Source organism: Devosia beringensis (assembly GCF_014926585.1).
Taxonomy (GTDB): Bacteria; Pseudomonadota; Alphaproteobacteria; order Rhizobiales; family Devosiaceae; genus Devosia; species Devosia beringensis.
Map to the genome: position 1 here is coordinate 888,635 of NZ_CP045422.1, position 17,385 is coordinate 906,019.

Here is a 17,385-nt window from a genome sequence, read left to right on the forward strand (position 1 = left end):
ACCAGTATCCACTTTTCCTGAAAACGCTCCAGGCGGCTGCAGGGCGACCCGGGGCTGGGCAGCCATGCGTCAAGCGCATGAGTATGGCAGAAAAAGCCCGAATCTGGCGCATGTGAGTACTTTGACTGAGACGCCTGAGGCATATTGCATGCAGCGCATGGCTGCGGTGTCCTCCGGGCCCTAGTATAACGGCCCGCATGCGCCCACCTGTCTAGTCATGAAAGCGACCCGGCAATTCGGTTGGGTCTTTTGAGGAACCGGACAAATGAGCACCCCCCGCAAGTCATTCTTTGCGACCCTTGGCACCTTCGTTGAAGTGTTTGGCAGCGCTGCTGCCGTCTCCAACGCCGTCGAGGCCGGCCGTGCTCCCAAGGCCCGGCACCTGAAGTCCCTCGGTATCGATGCCGACGCTTTCCGGTCGATCGGCAGGATCTAAGTCTCCCTGGCTGCAGGCCGCCTCCCCTCCGCGGCGACCTGCGCCGAGCCTGCCATCTGACATGAGAAAGCCCGGTTGCCAGCAATGGCATCCGGGCTTTTTCGTATCGGTTCGTATCGGCGATGGCAGGCGCTAGTCTTCGTCGCTGGCCAGTTGCCCGAGCACGGCGCCCTGGCCGCGCAGGCGGAACCAGAGCGGGATCAACACCGCAGCAGCCGCCAGCGTGTAGAGCACGATGGCGATAGGCGAATGCACCAGAATGCCCAGATCGCCCTGGGAAATCGCCAGGGCCCGGCGCAATTGCTGCTCGGCCATGGGACCCAGAATGAGGCCGATGACCACCGGGGCGATGGGATAGCCGAAGCGGCGCAGCAGATAGCCCAGAATGCCGAAGGCCAGCAGCATCATCAGCTCGAAGGAAAAGCGGATGCCCAACAGGTTGCCCGACATGGCGCCATTGGCGCCCAGCGTGCCCAGGGTGGCAAAGACCAGGATGCCGCCATAGAGCCAGGGCTTGGGAATGGCGAGCAGCTTCACCCACAGACCGATCAGCGGCAGGTTGAGCACAACCAGCATGAAATTGGCGACCAGCAGGCTGGCGATCAGCGCCCAGACCAGGCTGGCATTGTTGGTGAACAGCAGCGGGCCGGGCTGCAGGCCGAACTGCTGGAAGCCGGCCAGCATGATAGCCGCAGTCGCCGAGGTGGGCAGGCCCAGGGTCAGCAGCGGCACCAGGGTGCCGGCGGCCGAGGCATTGTTGGCGGCTTCGGGGCCGGCGACGCCTTCAATGGCGCCTTCGCCGAATTCTTCGGGATGCTTGGTCAGCTGCCGCTCGGCGGCATAGGAAAAGAAGGTGCCGATCTCGGCGCCGCCGGCAGGCATGGCGCCGATGGGAAAGCCGATCAGCGTGCCGCGCAGCCAGGGCGCCCAGGAGCGCTTCCAATCCTCAATCGTCATCCAGACCGAGCCTTTGACGGCCAGGATCTCGTCCTTGATGCTGCCCGAGGTGCTGGCGATCATCAGGGTTTCACCGATGGCGAAAAGAGCCACGGCCAGCGTCGTGACCTCGATGCCGTCGAGCAGATCGGGAATGCCGAAGGCCAGGCGGGCCTGGCCGGTCTGCAGATCGATGCCGATTATGCCCAGGCCCAGGCCAATGAACAAAGCGGTGACACCGCGCAAAGCAGAGTCGCCAAAGGCCGCCGAGACGGTGATGAAGGCCAGCACCATGAGGGCGAAATAGTCGGCTGGACCGAACATCAGCGCGAACTTGACGACGAAGGGGGCGATGAAGGCGAGCGCCAGGGTGGCGATCAGCCCGGCCACGAAGGAGCCGATGGCCGAGGTGGCCAAAGCGGGGCCGCCGCGACCCTTGCGGGCCATCTTGTTGCCCTCGAGCGCGGTGACGATGGAGGCGCTTTCGCCGGGGGTATTGAGCAGGATGGAGGTGGTCGAGCCGCCATACATGCCGCCATAATAGATGCCGGCAAACATGATGAGCGAGCCGGCCGCATCAAGCTTGTAGGTGACGGGCAGCAGCAGGGCCACGGTCAGCGCCGGGCCGATGCCGGGCAGGACGCCGACGGCGGTGCCCAGGGTAACGCCGATAAAGGCATAGATCAGGTTCTGCCACTGCAGCGCAGCCAGCAGGCCCTGTCCGAGCAGGCCGAAGGTATCCATTTCAGCGCGTTCCGATCACGGGAGAAGCCGCTCGAGAGGTCCGGCCGGCAGCGACAATTGCAGGCCGCGCGCGAAGATGAACCAGACGATGAGCGAAAAGAGGATGCCGATGGGAATGGTCTGCCACAGCGGGCCGCGGCCAAAGCCCTTGGCGGTGAAGGCAAAGAGCAGACCGGTGGCGATGGCAAAGCCGGCGGTTGAGAGCAGCAGGATCTGGGTGACCAGGCCCGCGACGATCCACAGCATCGGGGTGAAGCTGCCCTTGTCGCGGGCGGGAAAGCTGCCGCGCAGGGCCGAAACCAGCGTGCCGAGCGACAGCAGGACCAGGCCGCCGGCGATGACATAGGGAAAGACAGTGGGGCCGATACGCTGCTGCACCGGCGGCACGCGCATCAGGCTCATCTGCCAGATGATGACCCCGGCAATGATCGCCAGGATCGCCGCTATGACAAGCGCCGCCCCATCGGGGCGGCGCGAGAGATTGGGTGAGCCGGTGGTCATTGCACCAGGCCAACGTCTTTCAGGATGGCCGAGGTGGCTTCGATATCCTTGGCTAGCTGGGCGTCGAACTCGGCGCCAGCCAGGTACATGTCGACCCAGCCCTTGGTCTCCAAGGCGGTGGTCCAGGAGGCAGAGGTCACCATCTTTTCGATATCGGCGTTGATGGCAGCCTTCTGCTCGTCGGTGATGCCGGGGGCAGCGGCGACCATGCGCCAGTTTTCCACGACCACGTCGACGCCCGAATCCTTGAGGGTCGGGATGTCACCAAGCGGCTCTGCGCCGGTGACGGCCAAAGCGCGCAGGTCGCCGGCCTCGATCTGGGCAGCGAATTCGCCGGCACCGGAAATACCCACGGTCACCTGGCCGCCGAGAACGGCCGCGAGTGCTTCACCACCGCCCGAATAGGCAATGTAGTTGACCAGGGTGGGATCGACGCCGACGGCCTTGGCGACGAGGCCAGCAGCAATATGATCGACGCCACCGGCCGAACCACCAGCCCAGGACACCGCACCGGGGTCGGCCTTGAGCATGGTCACGAGATCGGCCATCGTCTGCAGCGGCGAGTTGGCCGGCACGACGATGATGTCGGATTCGCCGGTCAGGCGGGCGATCGGCGTGACATTGGCCAGCGAGACAGGCGACTGGTTGGTCAGCACGGCGCCGACCATGACATAGCCGCCGACGATGAGAGCATCAGGATTGCCGGCATATTGATTGGCAAACTGGGCCAGGCCAATGGTGCCGCCAGCGCCGGGCACGTTGGTGACCTGCACATTGCCCGAAATGCCTTCGGTCTGCAGGGCTTCCTGCATGGTGCGGGCGGTCTGGTCCCAGCCGCCGCCGGGAGCAGCGGGTGCCATGATGGCATAGTCGGCGGCATAGGCCGAAGTCGCGAGTGCGCCAGTGAGCAGCGCAGCCAAGAACAGCTTGTTCATAAGTCCTCCCAAAGAATCCGGAACGTCGTTGCGTTCGTGGGGAGGAACATAGACCGCGCTGCCTGTCACCGTCCTGTCGCGGACAGACCTGACAGGATCAGGCGGAGCGCTTGCTCGGCTGCCCGGGCTTGTCGGCCAAATCGAGATCGTCGCGCTGCTGGGCGAACATGGACAGCAGGTGGGTGGTGTCTTCGGTGGAACAGGGCCGGGAGAACAGGAAGCCCTGCCCCAGCTTGCAGCCAAGTTCGGACAGTGCATTGGCCTGGACGGCGGTTTCGACGCCCTCGGCAACCACGGTCATGTTGAGCTTGCGTGCGATCTCGATGATGCAGCCGACAATGGCGTCGCTGGCGGCGTCGGTGCAGATGCGGTCGACGAAGGACTTGTCGATCTTGATGACATCGACCGGAAAGCTCAGCAAATGCGTCAGCGAGGCAAAGCCGGTGCCGAAATCGTCGAGCGCCACCAGCACACCGCGGGCGCGCAGGGCCCGCACGGTGACCGGCACCTGATCGCTGCCGCCCATGAAGACGGCCTCATTGACCTCGAGCGCGATGTGATGGAGCGGCACATTCACCCGGTCGAAAGCCTCGACGACGCGGCGTTCCAGATCGCCGCGCAGGAAATCGCCGGAGGTGACGTTGATGCCGACATGCTGGACATCGATGCCCAGGTCGAGCCAGTAGCGGATATCGCCGGCGACCTGGCGCAGCACCTGGCCGGTCAGTTGCCAGGCAATGCGCGGATCGGCAAAGGCGGCGTGAAACTCGCCGGCGCTGGCAATGCGGCCATCGGGCATGCGCATGCGGGCGAGCGCCTCAAGGCCGATGATCTCGGCGGTGTCGAGCCGCACCACGGGCTGGTAGTGCACGAGGATCCGCCCCTGGCTGAGGGCGAGGTCGACATCGCGCACCATGCGGGCGCGTTCGAGCATGGAGGTGCGCAGATCGGGCGTGAAGCGGACATAGCCGCCGCGGCGGGTTTCCTTGGCGTGATAGAGGGCGAAATCGGCATTCTGGCGCAGCGCGTCGCCATCGGTGCCGTCGGGTCCATAAAGCGCGCCGCCCAGCGTTACATGCGGATCGATTGTCTGGCCGTCGGCTTCGATGAGGCCGCGCACGGCGCTGATGATCTGATGGGCGGCGTCGGCCAGGCAGGTGGGCGTGCCGCAGCCGGGCACAAGGACGGCAAATTCGTCGCCGCCCAGGCGGCAGGCCACCAGATCGGGATGGGCGCCGGCAATGCGCTGGGCAATGGTGCGGATCATCAGATCGCCGAAGACGTGGCCGACCGTGTCATTGACCACCTTGAGGTGATCGATGTCGATGAGCAGCAGGCCGAAGGGCACGCCGGCCGCTGCCGCATGGGCCAGCATGTGGACGAAGTTGCCGCGATTGGCCAGGCCCGTCAGGGCATCGAAATAGGCCAGGCGATGATTGCGCTGACGCCCCTGCTCGTGGTCGATCGCCAGGGTGCACAGGTGCAGGCAGGTCTGGACGATATCGCGTTCCATGACCGAAGGACCGCGACTGGTACGGTAATAGAAGGCGAAGGTGGCGACCACCAGGCCATCCCTGTCGCGGATGGGGCTCGACCAGCAGGCGCGCAGGCCCAAAGGCTGCGCCAGGGCCCGGTAGTCATCCCAGAGGGGATCGGTGCCGATATCGGTGACCAGCACCGGCTCATTGCGCCAGGCCGCCGTGCCGCAGGAGCCGGCCTTGGGCCCGATGGAGGCCCCATCCACGGCAGCGGAAAAGGTGGAAGGCAGGCTGGGCGCGGCGAGCGGATGGATCAGGCCCTGCGCATCGACCGCCAGCAGGGTGCAATGGGTGTCCGGCGCCAGGGCCTCGGCCCGGCGGCACAGCAGATCGGCAATGGCGGCAAGCGGCTCGCCGCGGGCTACCGCTTCGAGAACTTCGGTCTGCAGATGCAGCAGCAATGCACTATCGGTGACCATGGGGTTCCACTCGCCGGTCGCAACGCATTCCAGACGCTGTTCCACCACGCCTCATGAAGCGCCCAGTGTGCGCCATAAGGTTGAGACAGTCGTTAAAGGCAGTGGTTAGGTGAGCGTTACCGAAACGGCGCAGATGCTGAAGGACGCCGCAATACTCAATAGGTGGTGCGCCCGCCCGACAGGTCAAAGACGCTGGCGGTGGTGAAGCTGTTGTCGCGGCTGACCAGCCAGGCGACCATGGCGGCAGCCTCGTCGACCTCGAGGAAGCGGCCGCGCGGAATGCGCACCAGCATGTAGTCGATGAATTCAGGCGTGAGGGTATCGAGGATGCGCGTCTTGGCCGTCGCCGGGGTGATGGCATTGACGGCGATGTCGAAGCGGGCGAGCTCCTTGCCCAGCGACTTGGTGAGGCCGATGACACCGGCCTTGGCGGCCGAATAGGCCGAGAGGTTGGGATTGCCCTCCTTGCCGGCGACCGAGGAGATGTTGACGATGCGGCCATAATTGCGCGCCTTCATCGCGGTGATGACGGCCTTGTTGACGTAGAAGGTGCCGTTGAGATTGACCTCCACGACGCGGCGCCATTCCTCGGGATCGTAATCCTCAAGGCTTGAATTGGAGCCGGCAATGCCGGCCGAATTGACCAGGATGGAAACCGGGCCGATATCGCGTTCGACGGCGGCATGGGCGCCGATCAGGCCGGGATAATCGGTGATGTCGACAATCATGGAGGAGGCCGCGGCGCCGAGCGCCACGGTGGCCTGTGACAGCACATCGGCATTGGAGTCCCAGAGGCTGACCTGGGCGCCACTCTCGATCAGGCGTCTGGCGATGGCAAAGCCGAGGCCCTGGGCGCCACCGGTGACCACGGCAACCTGGCCGGCAAGATCGATCTGGTTCACAGCGCTGCACTTCCCTGGACGGATTGACCCCGTGCAGGATCAGCCAGCGGGCGACTCCCTGCACGGGCCCATTGTGAAGCCGCGACCGGCACCGACACAAGGCCCGATCGCGGCGACGTCGAGGGGATGGCCGCGGGTGGCGGCGTCAGCCTATTTCCAGGTGAAGATGCGGGTGACGGCGTAGTTGAAGACCGAGCTCATCAGCGCACCGGCCAGACCGGCAATGAGCGGCGCCGGGCGGGCTTCGTAGATCATCGAGGCGATGGATATATTGGCGACGCCGCCCATGGAGCAGACGACGTAAAAGCCCAGCAGGCCGGTCCACAGCTTGAGGCCGTGCAGCTTGCGATCGGCATAGGTCAGGGAGTTGTTGAGGAAGAAGTTCCAGGTCATGGCGGTGATGGTGGCCAGGATCTGGGCGACGATGAAGGTTTCGGGCACGACGCTGGTGAAGAGCCAGAGCACCGACAGATGCACCGCCACGCCGCTGAAGCCGACCAGGGCAAACAGCAGGAAGCTGGTGGGCAAGAGGCCGCCGGTGAGCTTGGACAGGAAAAGGCCGAGGAACTGCAGCACCACCAGCGGGCTCATCTTGCTTTCGCCGGCCTGGCGCTGGCGGAACACATAGGGCACCTGGGCGATGGCCGGCGGGGTGCCCTTGCGGGCGGCGGTGACTACCAGATCGAGCAGGATCTTGAAGCCCTCGTCGGAGAGCTGGGGGGCGACATCAACGAAGAGATCGCGGCGCACCATGAAGAAGCCGCTCATCGGGTCGGCCAGTTCCTGGCCGGCCACCAGGGTGGACAGGCGGGTGGCCAGATTGCTGCCCCACTGGCGGATGGGCGAGAGGCCCTCCCCCGAGGAGCCTTCGCCGCTATAGCGCGAGCCGACTGCGATATCGGCGCCGGCGCGCACCTTGGCCAGCATGGCCGGCAGAATGGATTCGTCGTGCTGCAGATCGCCATCCATCACCGCCACGAAGGGGGCATTGGTGGAGAGAATGCCTTCGGCGCAGGCCGAAGACAGGCCGCGCCGGCCCAGGCGCTTGATGCAGCGGACATTGTCATGCTGGCGGGCCAGGTCCCAGGCGGCATCGGCCGTGCCATCGGGACTATTGTCATCGACAAAGACCAGTTCCCAATCGATGCCTTCCAGCGCCACGGCGATCCGCTCGACAACGGCGGCCACATTGGCGCGCTCGTTGAAAGTGGGCACGATGACGGCCAGTTCGGGGCTGCGGCCACGGCGGGTGGCAAGCTGGTCGGGAGACGTCTTGATCAGGCTGTCCATGGTCATTTCCTAAGGGCGACATCCGCGCCGGTCCGGGCGGAGATTTTGAGTTGTGCAGTGCGATCGAGCATCCAGGCCAGGGCCAGCAAAGCCAGCAGCCCTCCGCCCAGGATCAACCCGTCAAACAGAGGATCGGGCTGGCGCGGCGTCTTGACCACCTGCAGGAACATGCTGATCACCGTGCCGGTGGCGAAGACCGCCAGGCCCTGGCGACCGAGCAGCCGGAAGGGCGCGGCAAAGACCGAACTGGCAACGGCGCGCATGACCGGCAGGTGGCCGAAGACATAGAACAGCGCCAAAGCATGCAGCAGGCGCGGCAGGGCCAGGAAGGTCTTGTCGAACCAGGTGATGTAGAAAGGCGCGCCGATGCTGGAGAACCAGGTCAGGCCGGCGCGACCGAGACCGCCCAGCGGCGGCACCTTGACCCAGAGCAGCACCAGAACGAGGAAGGCGGCAGCCAGGCCGAACAGCACGCGGTGATAGGGGATGAAGCGCTTGCCGACCTTCATGGCGGCGCCCGAGAGCAGGCCGATCACGAAGAGCAACTGCCAGGAGAAGGGGTTGAAGAACCAGCCGCCCGAATTGGGGAAGCTGGGAATATTGAAGCGGAACTGGCCGGCCACGACCCAGAGGGTAATCGACAGACCCAGCAGCAGAAAGGGCCGGCGCAGGCCGATCATGAGCAGCAGCGGCGTCGCCAGCAGCAGCACGGTGTAGAGCGGCAGGATATTGAGATAGCCCAGCTGATGCCCGAGCAGGGGAATGCCGATCAGAGTGGCCAGGGGCTGGCCATAGATGGCGCGGACATTGTTCTTCTGCATCACCTCGGGCAGGTTGAACCACAGGGCCGCGGCGGCAAAGATGGCCAGGCACAGCATGGTGATGGTGATGTGCACGAAATAGAGCTGGCGCGCCCGGGCCCAGACCTTGGCCACGGCCAGCCAGAGGGGGCCGGTGCGGAAGCCATTGGAATAGGCCAGGCCCGCGGCCATGCCGGACATGAAGACGAAGGCTTCGGCGGCGTCGGAAAAGCCGAAATTGCGGCTGGTAAACGTCTCATAGACGGTGCCGGGGACGTGGTTGATGAAGATCATCACCAAAGCAATGCCGCGGAACATGTCGAGCCGGAGGTCACGGCCGGCCGGAACGGCAATGCGGTCATTGGCGACGGGGCGCGGCCGCACGTCGCGCATGGCGCCCGTGCCCAGCAGGCTGGCCGACCGGTCGGTGCGCGGACTAGGCAGGGACATGGCCGGACACGCTCGTGGCGGCGAGAACGGCCTGATGTTCCAGGGTCATGTCGCCGGAGGCCCAATGGGCAAGAGTGGCGCGATGCGCGACCAGAACGGGCGACGGCGCCAGTTCGATCTCGGTGCGGAACAGGATCGGCAGGGCACGGCGCGTGGGATGGGAGGTGGCCGAAATCAGCAGGGGCGCCACCAGAGCGGGCAGCGTGGCCGGCGCGAGCCAGATAACGGCGGCGGGTGCGAGCGCCATGGTGCCGCCCAAGGCCAGGGCGGCCAGCACGACAATCCACCAGCTGGCCCGCAGCGCATCGACCAGGGAGACATAGTTCTGCCCGCGACGCGTTGCCGGCCAGCCGCCATCGAGCCCCAGCAGGACCTGGGCAACGGCGCGGCTCTGCAGCAGCAGCATGGTGGGGGCGAGAAGGGTCGAGAGCACGATTTCGCCCAGCACCGATACCAGCGCGACCAAGGTGCCGCCAAAACGGCGATTGTGGCCATCGAACATGCCGCGCAGCAGGATCAGCACCTTGGGCAGGACGAGCGTGACGGCGACGGCAACGCCGAGCATCCAGACCGGGACCGGGGCCGGGCCGAAGCCGGCAAAGAGCCTGGGCCAGTCGGGAACGACGGCGGCCACGATGCTGGTGGCCAGCAGGACCAGCCAGAGCGGAGAGGCCAGATAGGCCATCATGCCACGAATGAAGGTGAAGCGGCTCCACCATTTGAGGCCCGGCGCCGCCAGCAGGCGGCCATGCTGCAGGTTGCCCTGGCACCAACGGCGATCGCGCTTGGCATATTCGATGATGTTCTCGGGGCCCTCTTCATAGGAGCCCGGCATGCCGGGATCGACCTGCACCTTCCAGCCGGCGCGCGACAGCAGGGCTGCCTCGACATAGTCATGGCTGAGGATGTGGCCGCCAAAGGGCGGGGTGCCGGAGAGTTCGGGCAGGCCGCAACTGGCGGCGAAGGCGCGGACGCGCACCATGGCATTGTGCCCCCAATAGGGGCCTTCGTCGCCCTGCATGAGCGCGGCGCCGCGAGCAAAGGTGGGCGAGAGGTAAGCGGCGGCAAACTGGATGGAGCGGCCAAACAGGGTGCGGGCATTGATGATATGGGGCACGGTCTGCAACAGGCCCAACTGGGGATCGCGTTCCATGCGGCGCGCCATGGCTACGATGGTCGAGCCTTCCATCAGGCTGTCGGCATCCAGGATCAGCGCATATTCATAGGCCGCGCCGGAGTGGGTGATGAAATCCTCGACATTGCCGGCCTTGCGCCCGACATTGCGCTCGCGCCGACGGTAAAAGATGCGGCCGGCGCTCTGGGGTTCCTGCAGCAGCCGCTCAAACCACACGGCCTCCTGCGCCACGCTTTCCATGGCCTGGGAGTCCGAGAGGATGGCAAAATGGAAGCGGTCGGCGACGCCTTCGGCGATCAGGCTGCGGTTCATGGCCGCGATGCGCGCGAAGGTGACCATGGCATCTTCGTTATAGATGGGCACCAGGATGACCGTGGCGCCCGTCGCGGCAGGGCCGGTTTCGGGCTCACGCCGGCGGGTGGCGAACACGCCCATTACGGCAGCCGCACTGCCCCATACGAGCCAGAAGCCGCTGAAAGCGACGAGCAGGGTGCGGATGATGTCGAGCAGGCTGATGCTGCCCTCGCCGGAAAAGCGCAGGAACAGGTAGCTGCCACCAAGGCTAAGCGCCAAGGTGATCAGCAAAGCCGACCATCGGAACAAGACTGACCTACGCATCACTGGATCTGGTCTCAATCACCGGCCGGTGAAAGCCATGAAGGTGTCACGCAGGGTGCGGATCAGCGAGCGCCGGTACTGCAACTGCTGCTTGGGCATGTCGAGAGGCGCGTCCGGAAGGGCGTTGGCGAACGTGAATTCTGCGGAATACTTCATGCGGCAGGCCTCCACTGGTAAAGCCAGGTTTCCGTGAGCGTCTTACCCAAACCGACCAGATAGGCCTTCAGTTCCAGTGCCGCGCCGTCATTGACCTCGACATCCATCACCAGACGCCAGGCGCCATTGGCCTCAACCCGGAACAGGACCGTGTCGCGCACCACGCCGCCGCTGACGGTGGTGAGCACATCGATCGGGGTATCTTCGTCAAAGCCGGCAATCTCGCCGCCCTTGAAATCAATAACGAATTTGCGCAGATCGTGTTCGTTCAACACGCCGGACACGCCGCCGGCACCGGCGCGTGTCTCCATGACGTAGGCCGTTTCCGCATTCTCGTCCGGATTGAGATCACCCCAGATCAGGCGATAGGCGAATTCGCGGCTCTGGCCGGCCAGAACGGGCTCGGCCGGGACCCAGAAGGCGCCGATATTGTCGTCGGCCTCGATCTTGGCGGGCATCTCGATGAGCCGGACCATGCCCTGCCCCCAGTTGCCCAGCGGCTCGACGCGCAGGGAGGGCCGGCGTTCGTAATGGGCGCCGGCATCCTGATAGGTCTCGAAGTCGCGGCCGCGCTGATAGAGGCCGAAGGCGCGCGGGTTGTTTTCCCAGAGATAGGAATTGCCCAGGGTCTCGCCATTGTTGAGGGCGCGCCACATGACTTCGCCGCTTTCGCGCTCGATCAGCAGGCCGTTGCTGTCATGCACCTGGGGGCGATAGTCATCAAAGCCGCCGCGATTGGCTTCGGCGTAAAGGAACATCGAGGTCAGCGGGGCGACGCCGAGCTCCTGCACATCGCTACGGAAATAGAGCCGCGCGGTGACGTCCATCGTGGTTTCCTGCGCGGCATCGCTGGCCGGGGTGATGACGAAGCGATAGGCGCCCGTCACGCTCTGGCTGTCGAGCGCGGCATAGATGGTGAGCGGCCCGGCGGCGGTGGGCTTTTCGACATAGAATTCGGTGAAGATCGGGAATTCCTCGGGCAGGCTGACCCAGGAATTGATCACCAGGCCGCGGGCGCTGAGGCCATAAATGTTGTCGCGGCCGAGCGAGCGGAAATAGCTGGCACCCAGAAAGGTTACCAATTCGTCAAAGGCCTCGGGGCGATTGAGCGGATAATTGATGCGCAGGCCCGCCACGCCGGGGAAAGGATTGGCAAGGGCGCCCGCTTCCACCGCATTGTCATGATACTGAAAATCGCGTGGGTTAAAGTCGACCGGCCGGGCCGTGCCCGCCTCGATCTCGAACACCTTGACGGGATCGTTGAACAGCCAGCCGAGATGGAAGGCCTGCAGCCGATAGCCCAGATCGTCGGCGGCCCATTTGCTGGCCTCGGGGCGATACTGGATGCGGCGATAGGCGTCATAGTCGAGATCGTGCAGCGGATCGGGAATGACCACGCTCACCGGCGCATAGGCCGTGCCGGCCATGGCCTGCATCCGCGCGCTGAAGCTGTCGAAATCAAAGGTAAAGGTGGCCGCTTCCTGGGCCATAACCGGCTGTGTCATGGCCGTGGTCGACAAGAGCAGCAGCGATGCGCCGATGCCCTTGAGGACAGTGCGGCGGTTATGGGGGGAATTTAGGAGACGCTTCACCTGGTACCTGCAAGTCTATAGCCACCATAACGCGGCAGCGTTGCTTCGGTAGGGCTTCCAACGGCTCTGTAGTGAAAAAGTTGATGCATGCGTCCTATGCGTCCAGTGCATGGTTTGACCCGCAACGGCGGGACGGCGGGCGTGTTACTGCACCAGCCCGATGAGACGGCCCCGAGAAAGCTAATGATGACGTCGCTTGAACCCGCACAGCGGCAGCAAAAACCGGGCCATCATCTGGTACTCCTGCTGATCCCATTGGGCTTCGCCCTATTGGGATTGTTGATCCGGTACCTGGCCTATGTGCAGACTGTTGATGGCGCATCTATGGCCGGATTTGTCAGCGGCATGTGCCGGTGGGATTGCGGCTGGTATGTGCGGATCGCCGAACAGGGCTATGATCCATTTCCGGTGCCCAGCATGGTCAATGCCGGCAACTGGGCGTTCTTTCCGCTGTTTCCGATGCTGGTGGGTGCCCTGCGCATACTGACCGGCCTGCCCACCATGGTGGTGGCGACGGCTACCTCACTGGTGCTTACTATTGCCGCCGTGCGCGTCGCCTGGCCGCTGCTGGGCAAGGACATGCGGGCCTATATGCTGTTCAGCGCCTTCCTGCTGGCGGGACCGTTTTCGATCTATTTCACCACCTTCTACAGCGAAGCGGCGTTCATGCTGCTGACCGCCTGCGTGTTTGCGGCGCTGCTGCGGGGCAATTACCTGCTGGCCGGCATCTTCGCCGCCCTGGTGTCGGGCTCGCGCATCGTGGGCGTATTCGTCGTGCTGGCCATCGTGCTGCAGGCCTGGCTGGACCATCGCGAGCGCGGCGGCAAGCTGATCGACTTCGTACCGGCGGTGTTGCAGCGGCCAGACGTGCTGGTGGCCATCTTCATCGCGCCGCTGGGGCTGTTTGCCTATATGGCCTATCTGCACTGGCAGATCGGCGACGCGCTGGCCTTCAGCCATGTGCAGCGCGCGTGGGGCCGCGCCACCGGCAATCCGCTGGGCTATCTGTGGAACGGGCTGACCAGCTTCCGCGGGGACAGCTGGATGCCCAGCGTCGCCCAACAATTGAGCGTCGCCTGGCTGGTCGGCATGGCCATGGTGGTCGTGATGGCGGTGCGTCGCCAGTTTGCCGCCGCGCTGTTCTGCCTGATCTGCCTGGGCCTGCCGCTGTTTGCCGGACTCGCCTCGATGCTGCGCTTCGTGGTCGGGCTGGCGCCGGTGAGCGTGACGGCAATGAGCCTGCTCGCCCGCCGGCCATGGCTGGCCTATGTGGGCCTGGCCGTCATCGTGGTCGGCGGCTATTTCGGCGCGGTCGGCTGGCTTACCGGAGTGCTGACCCTTGTCTGAGACCACCCTGACCAACAAGCCGCTCCGCCTGGCCGCCTATGGTGTGGTCGCGCTGGCCATTGCCTTCGAGCTGATCGTCGTCTGGTGGATGCTGCATCCGCAGGTGCCGGCGGACTATCGCGCCTATTACATCGACAAGAGCACCACCTGCCTCAACCAGCCGGTATCGGGGGACTATGTGCTGGGCAGCACGGTGTCGTTCCTGAGCGAGGGCAATGAGCAGGCCAAGCCGCTGCGGGTGTGCGGCTGGACCGGGCCGGCCGGCGACGGCACGCATGCGGTGGGGCAGACCTCGCGGCTGCGCTTTGCCCTGGCGCCGGACACGACCGGGCCGCTGACGCTGGCACTGGACATGGTGGCGGTCGCGCGCGAGGGCTATCCGTCGCAGCGGGTGGCGATCAGCGTCAATGGGACCACGCTGGACACGGTGACGGTGCTGGCCGGGGTGCAGCTGGCCGTCGAGATCAACATCCCCGGCGATGTCGTTGCCGCGCATGAAGGAAGCCTCGAGCTGATGCTGGATTATCCCGACGCCATCGCCATGTCGCCCAGCGACAGCAATACGCGGATGCGCTCGATCAAGCTGCTGTCGGCGCGGCTGGCCAGTGCGACAACGCAGCCCTAGCCGACCGGTTGCGGCCTACGAGCGGGGCTGGCTGCTGAGCAGGAGCGTGGTGTCGGCGGGCAGGATCCAGAACTGGTCGGTGTCGAAGGGCCGGCGGCCTGCGCCATCATAGTCCGGATGCTCGCTGGACCAGGCCAGGCGCCATTTGCGGCCGGCGGGCGGGGCGAAGAGCGGCTCGGCAATGACGCCGAGCGGCAGGTCGCGGCCGAGATTGAGCAGCAGCAGGCGTTCATCGGCCGGATCATCGGCGAAAAAGCGCAGCAGCAGGGCGGCGTCGCCAATGACCGCGCCATCGATGCGGCCCCGGCCCGCGGACGAGAACACGGTTTCAGACTGCCGCAGCGCCAGCAGATCGCGATGCAGAGCCAGCAGGGGGGCGTGGCTTTTGGCCTGGCCCCAGTCGAGCTTGCTGGTGGCGAAGGTCGCTTCCGCGTGAGGCTGCGGCAGGCGTTCCTGCATCACCGGGTCAGCGACGCTGGGGAAATGGGTCAGGCCGTCGCGGCGCCCCTTGGCAACGGACGCGGCCTCGTCGCCATCCAGCCCGAGAAAATAGAGAAAGGGATTGTCGGCGCCAAATTCCTGGCCCTGGAACAGGCAGGGCGTTTGCGGCCCCAGCAGCAGCAGGGCCGTCACGGCGCGGATGCGCGCGGGGCTGGCCAGGGTGGCGAGGCGGAAGCCACGGGCGGAATTGGCAATCTGGTCGTGGTTTTCGAGGAAATGGACGATGCGCTCGGGGCCGGTATCGAGATTGAAGGTGCCATAGGGCTGGTCGCGCATGTCGGAGCGCTGGCCCTGGTAAAGGAAGCCGTATTTCAGTGCCGATACCAGTTCCTGCGGCGTGCCGGCATAGTCGCGATAGTAGAAGTCATTGTGGCCGGTCATGGCGACCCGGGCGGCATGCTGGAAATCGTCGCTGGCGAGGGCATCGAGGCCATAGCCGCCTTCGGCGATGGGCGTGATCAAGCGACGATCCTGCGGCTGGTTTTCGGCCAGTAGATAGACCGAGCGGCCGGCCGCTGCCCCCGCCGCCCGGGCGGCGCGGGCGATGGCGGCGATGATGTGCTCGTCGGTATCGTCATGCAGGGCCTGCGTGGCGTCGAGCCGCAGGCCGTCGAGATGGAACTGCTCGATCCAGTAGGCGGCGTTTCCGGTGATGAAGTCCCGCACGGCCCCGGCATGGGGGCCATCGAAATTGAAGCCCGGGCCCCATTCATTGGCGTAGCGGCTGGTGAAATAGTGCTCGCTAAAGGCGCGATAGTGATCGCCCAGGCCGACATGGTTATAGACCACATCGTGCAGCACGCCGATGCCGCGGCCATGGGCGGCATCGATGAAGGCACGCATGTCGTCGGGCGACCCATAGGGCGCAAAGGGGGCATAGGGCAGGATGGTGTCATAGCCCCAGCCAAAGCGTCCCTTGAAGCTGCCCACTGGCATAAGCTGGATGGCGGTGACGCCCAGGCTGCGCAGATGATCGAGCCGGTCGATCGCCGAACGCCAGGTGCCGGGGACGGTGAAAGTGCCGATATGGAGCTGGTAGATCACCTGGTCGAAACGGCTGAGCCCGCGCCAGGCCTGATCGGTCCAGGCAAAGGCATTGGCGGTGACCACGGACCAGTCCTCGCCATCAGCGGACTGGCGGCGGGACGCCAGATCGGGCAGGCGCGGTCCGCCCTCGATATGAAAGCCGTAGCGGGTGCCGTCGCCAAGATCCGCAAGCGAGGTCGTAAAATAGCCGTCGCCCAGCGGCTGCATCGGCAGGAGGCCCCTGCCCTCGATGTCCAGGTCGACGCGTTGCCTGCCCTGCGCCCAGACGGTGAAATGGGTCTGGCCGTTTTCGATCAAGGCGCCGAGGGATCTGGGAGGCATGGTCATCGCTATGGCTAGCAAGGGTGGAGGCGGAACGGCCCGTAGGCGGGTTCGTTCCGTCCCCCGCTGCAGCAGCGGTCGGATGGAGCCTTTGAAGACGCGCGGCGGTCAGGGCAAGGGCCGTGGCTCCATGGCGCGCAAGGCCCGGCGGGTCGCGCGATAGCGGTTGAACTGCTGATCGGCCAGCACGCCGGCCAGGATCACCGCGCCCATGACGGCAAAGTTCAGCGATGACGGAATGCCCAGCAGATTGACCAGATTCTGCAGCTCCTGCAGCAGGACGACGCCCAGGATCACGCCGATGATCGAGCCCTCCCCGCCGCGCAGGGAGAAGCCGCCCAGTACCGCGGCGGCAATGGCATAGAGCTCGTAGAAATTGCCATGCGATGAGGGCTGCACCGAGCGTGTGAACATGGCGAAGTAGATCGCGGCGATGGCGGTCAGTACCGCGCAGATGACATAGGCCAGGGTGATGACGAGACCGGTACGGATGCCCGAATAGCGGGCCGCCTCCTCGTTCTTGCCCACGGCATAAAGGTGGCGGCCGAATACGGAGCGATGCAGCAGCACCCAGCAGAGCGCGCCGATCAGCAGCATGGCAATGAAGGAATGCGGGATGCCGAAGGAGCGGCCAATGGTCAGCCATTCGAGCTCGGGAAAGCTGGCGCCGAAGGGAAAGCCGGCGGTGGCCTCGCCGGTATAGCCGCGGGCGACGCCGCGATAGATGAGCAGGCCGCACAGGGTCACGACAAATGGCTGCATCCGCAGCCGTGTGATCAGCAGGCCATGGGCCAACCCCATGAGCGTGCCGATGCCGATGGTGATCAACGCAGCCGCCGGCCAGGGCACGCCGAAGCGGCCCACCATGTCGACGAAGAGCACCCCGAGCAACGCGATCATCGAGCCGACAGACAGGTCGATACCGCCGGTCATGATGACAAAGCCCTGGCCGATGGCGAAGAGGCCGAACAGGCCAATCAGGTTGGCGGTATTGCCCAGGTTAATGGGCGACAGGAAGAGCGGGTTGCGCAGATAGACAATGGCCCCGACGATGACGATCAGGACGGCCAGTCCCATGTCCTTTTTTTGCAT

15 protein-coding genes are annotated in these 17,385 nt (G+C 65.1%); 3 read left to right on the forward strand and 12 right to left on the reverse strand.

What is annotated here, in order from left to right; genetic code table 11:
* Positions 1 to 265: 265 nt before the first annotated feature.
* Positions 266 to 436: a hypothetical protein gene (locus GDR53_RS04365; protein WP_193336870.1), complete on the forward strand. Its 171-nt coding sequence runs from the start codon at positions 266 to 268 to the stop codon at positions 434 to 436.
* A gap of 132 nt (positions 437 to 568) precedes the next feature.
* Here GDR53_RS04365 and GDR53_RS04370 read toward each other — a convergent pair whose 3' ends face one another.
* From GDR53_RS04370 to GDR53_RS04415, 10 genes are all read right to left on the reverse strand, one after another.
* On the reverse strand, positions 569 to 2,116 hold the full coding sequence (locus tag GDR53_RS04370; protein ID WP_193336871.1) for a tripartite tricarboxylate transporter permease: 1,548 nt from the start codon (positions 2,114 to 2,116) through the stop codon (positions 569 to 571).
* A gap of 15 nt (positions 2,117 to 2,131) precedes the next feature.
* Positions 2,132 to 2,617 carry a tripartite tricarboxylate transporter TctB family protein gene (locus tag GDR53_RS04375; RefSeq protein WP_193336872.1) on the reverse strand — a complete coding sequence of 162 codons (486 nt, stop codon included), beginning with the start codon at positions 2,615 to 2,617 and terminating at the stop codon, positions 2,132 to 2,134.
* Positions 2,614 to 3,552, reverse strand: coding sequence for a tripartite tricarboxylate transporter substrate binding protein (locus GDR53_RS04380; protein WP_193336873.1), 939 nt, complete (start codon positions 3,550 to 3,552; stop codon positions 2,614 to 2,616). Before GDR53_RS04380 ends, GDR53_RS04375 begins: the two co-directional genes overlap by 4 nt.
* A 97-nt stretch (positions 3,553 to 3,649) precedes the next feature.
* On the reverse strand, positions 3,650 to 5,554 hold the full coding sequence (locus GDR53_RS04385; RefSeq protein ID WP_193336874.1) for a putative bifunctional diguanylate cyclase/phosphodiesterase: 1,905 nt from the start codon (positions 5,552 to 5,554) through the stop codon (positions 3,650 to 3,652).
* A 110-nt stretch (positions 5,555 to 5,664) separates the two neighbouring features.
* On the reverse strand, positions 5,665 to 6,411 hold the full coding sequence (locus GDR53_RS04390) for an SDR family NAD(P)-dependent oxidoreductase (protein WP_193336875.1): 747 nt from the start codon (positions 6,409 to 6,411) through the stop codon (positions 5,665 to 5,667).
* 150 nt (positions 6,412 to 6,561) lie between these two features.
* On the reverse strand, positions 6,562 to 7,701 hold the full coding sequence (locus GDR53_RS04395) for a glycosyltransferase family 2 protein (protein WP_193336876.1): 1,140 nt from the start codon (positions 7,699 to 7,701) through the stop codon (positions 6,562 to 6,564).
* Positions 7,702 to 7,703: 2 nt separating this feature from the next.
* Entirely contained in the window at positions 7,704 to 8,951 is a 1,248-nt protein-coding gene (locus GDR53_RS04400) for an OpgC family protein (RefSeq protein WP_210321389.1), read from the reverse strand.
* The gene (gene mdoH, locus GDR53_RS04405; protein ID WP_193336877.1) at positions 8,938 to 10,704 is read right to left on the reverse strand and encodes a glucans biosynthesis glucosyltransferase MdoH; all 1,767 of its coding nucleotides are present in this window, start codon (positions 10,702 to 10,704) and stop codon (positions 8,938 to 8,940) included. The genes GDR53_RS04400 and mdoH overlap by 14 nt, the downstream gene beginning before the upstream one ends.
* A gap of 18 nt (positions 10,705 to 10,722) precedes the next feature.
* A complete protein-coding gene (locus tag GDR53_RS04410) occupies positions 10,723 to 10,860 on the reverse strand; it encodes a hypothetical protein (protein ID WP_193336878.1) in 138 nt (45 codons plus the stop codon).
* Positions 10,857 to 12,452, reverse strand: a complete 1,596-nt coding sequence (locus GDR53_RS04415; protein WP_232846727.1) for a glucan biosynthesis protein — start codon at positions 12,450 to 12,452, stop codon at positions 10,857 to 10,859. Before GDR53_RS04415 ends, GDR53_RS04410 begins: the two co-directional genes overlap by 4 nt.
* 186 nt (positions 12,453 to 12,638) lie before the next feature.
* Between GDR53_RS04415 and GDR53_RS04420 the strand changes: the two genes are divergently transcribed.
* Together GDR53_RS04420 and GDR53_RS04425 are read left to right on the forward strand one after the other, a co-directional pair.
* Positions 12,639 to 13,799, forward strand: a complete 1,161-nt coding sequence (locus tag GDR53_RS04420; RefSeq protein WP_193337965.1) for a hypothetical protein — start codon at positions 12,639 to 12,641, stop codon at positions 13,797 to 13,799.
* Positions 13,792 to 14,424, forward strand: coding sequence for a hypothetical protein (locus GDR53_RS04425; protein ID WP_193336879.1), 633 nt, complete (start codon positions 13,792 to 13,794; stop codon positions 14,422 to 14,424). The genes GDR53_RS04420 and GDR53_RS04425 overlap by 8 nt, the downstream gene beginning before the upstream one ends.
* 15 nt (positions 14,425 to 14,439) lie before the next feature.
* Here the strand turns inward: GDR53_RS04425 and GDR53_RS04430 are convergent, their stop codons facing one another.
* Positions 14,440 to 16,293 carry an alpha-amylase family glycosyl hydrolase gene (locus GDR53_RS04430; protein ID WP_210321390.1) on the reverse strand — a complete coding sequence of 618 codons (1,854 nt, stop codon included), beginning with the start codon at positions 16,291 to 16,293 and terminating at the stop codon, positions 14,440 to 14,442.
* 108 nt (positions 16,294 to 16,401) lie between these two features.
* The gene (locus tag GDR53_RS04435; RefSeq protein ID WP_193336881.1) at positions 16,402 to 17,385 is read right to left on the reverse strand and encodes an ABC transporter permease; all 984 of its coding nucleotides are present in this window, start codon (positions 17,383 to 17,385) and stop codon (positions 16,402 to 16,404) included.

What these genes read in the sequence shown, in the direction of transcription:
- GDR53_RS04365 (WP_193336870.1), top strand. Translation starts at nt 266, where the DNA reads ATGAGCACCCCCCGCAAGTCATTCTTTGCGACCCTTGGCACCTTCGTT.
- GDR53_RS04370 (WP_193336871.1), bottom strand. Translation starts at nt 2,116, where the DNA reads ATGGATACCTTCGGCCTGCTCGGACAGGGCCTGCTGGCTGCGCTGCAG.
- GDR53_RS04375 (WP_193336872.1), bottom strand. Translation starts at nt 2,617, where the DNA reads ATGACCACCGGCTCACCCAATCTCTCGCGCCGCCCCGATGGGGCGGCG.
- GDR53_RS04380 (WP_193336873.1), bottom strand. Translation starts at nt 3,552, where the DNA reads ATGAACAAGCTGTTCTTGGCTGCGCTGCTCACTGGCGCACTCGCGACT.
- GDR53_RS04395 (WP_193336876.1), bottom strand. Translation starts at nt 7,701, where the DNA reads ATGGACAGCCTGATCAAGACGTCTCCCGACCAGCTTGCCACCCGCCGT.
- GDR53_RS04400 (WP_210321389.1), bottom strand. Translation starts at nt 8,951, where the DNA reads ATGTCCCTGCCTAGTCCGCGCACCGACCGGTCGGCCAGCCTGCTGGGC.
- mdoH (WP_193336877.1), bottom strand. Translation starts at nt 10,704, where the DNA reads ATGCGTAGGTCAGTCTTGTTCCGATGGTCGGCTTTGCTGATCACCTTG.
- GDR53_RS04410 (WP_193336878.1), bottom strand. Translation starts at nt 10,860, where the DNA reads ATGAAGTATTCCGCAGAATTCACGTTCGCCAACGCCCTTCCGGACGCG.
- GDR53_RS04420 (WP_193337965.1), top strand. Translation starts at nt 12,639, where the DNA reads ATGACGTCGCTTGAACCCGCACAGCGGCAGCAAAAACCGGGCCATCAT.
- GDR53_RS04430 (WP_210321390.1), bottom strand. Translation starts at nt 16,293, where the DNA reads ATGCCTCCCAGATCCCTCGGCGCCTTGATCGAAAACGGCCAGACCCAT.
- GDR53_RS04435 (WP_193336881.1), bottom strand. Translation starts at nt 17,385, where the DNA reads ATGCAAAAAAAGGACATGGGACTGGCCGTCCTGATCGTCATCGTCGGG.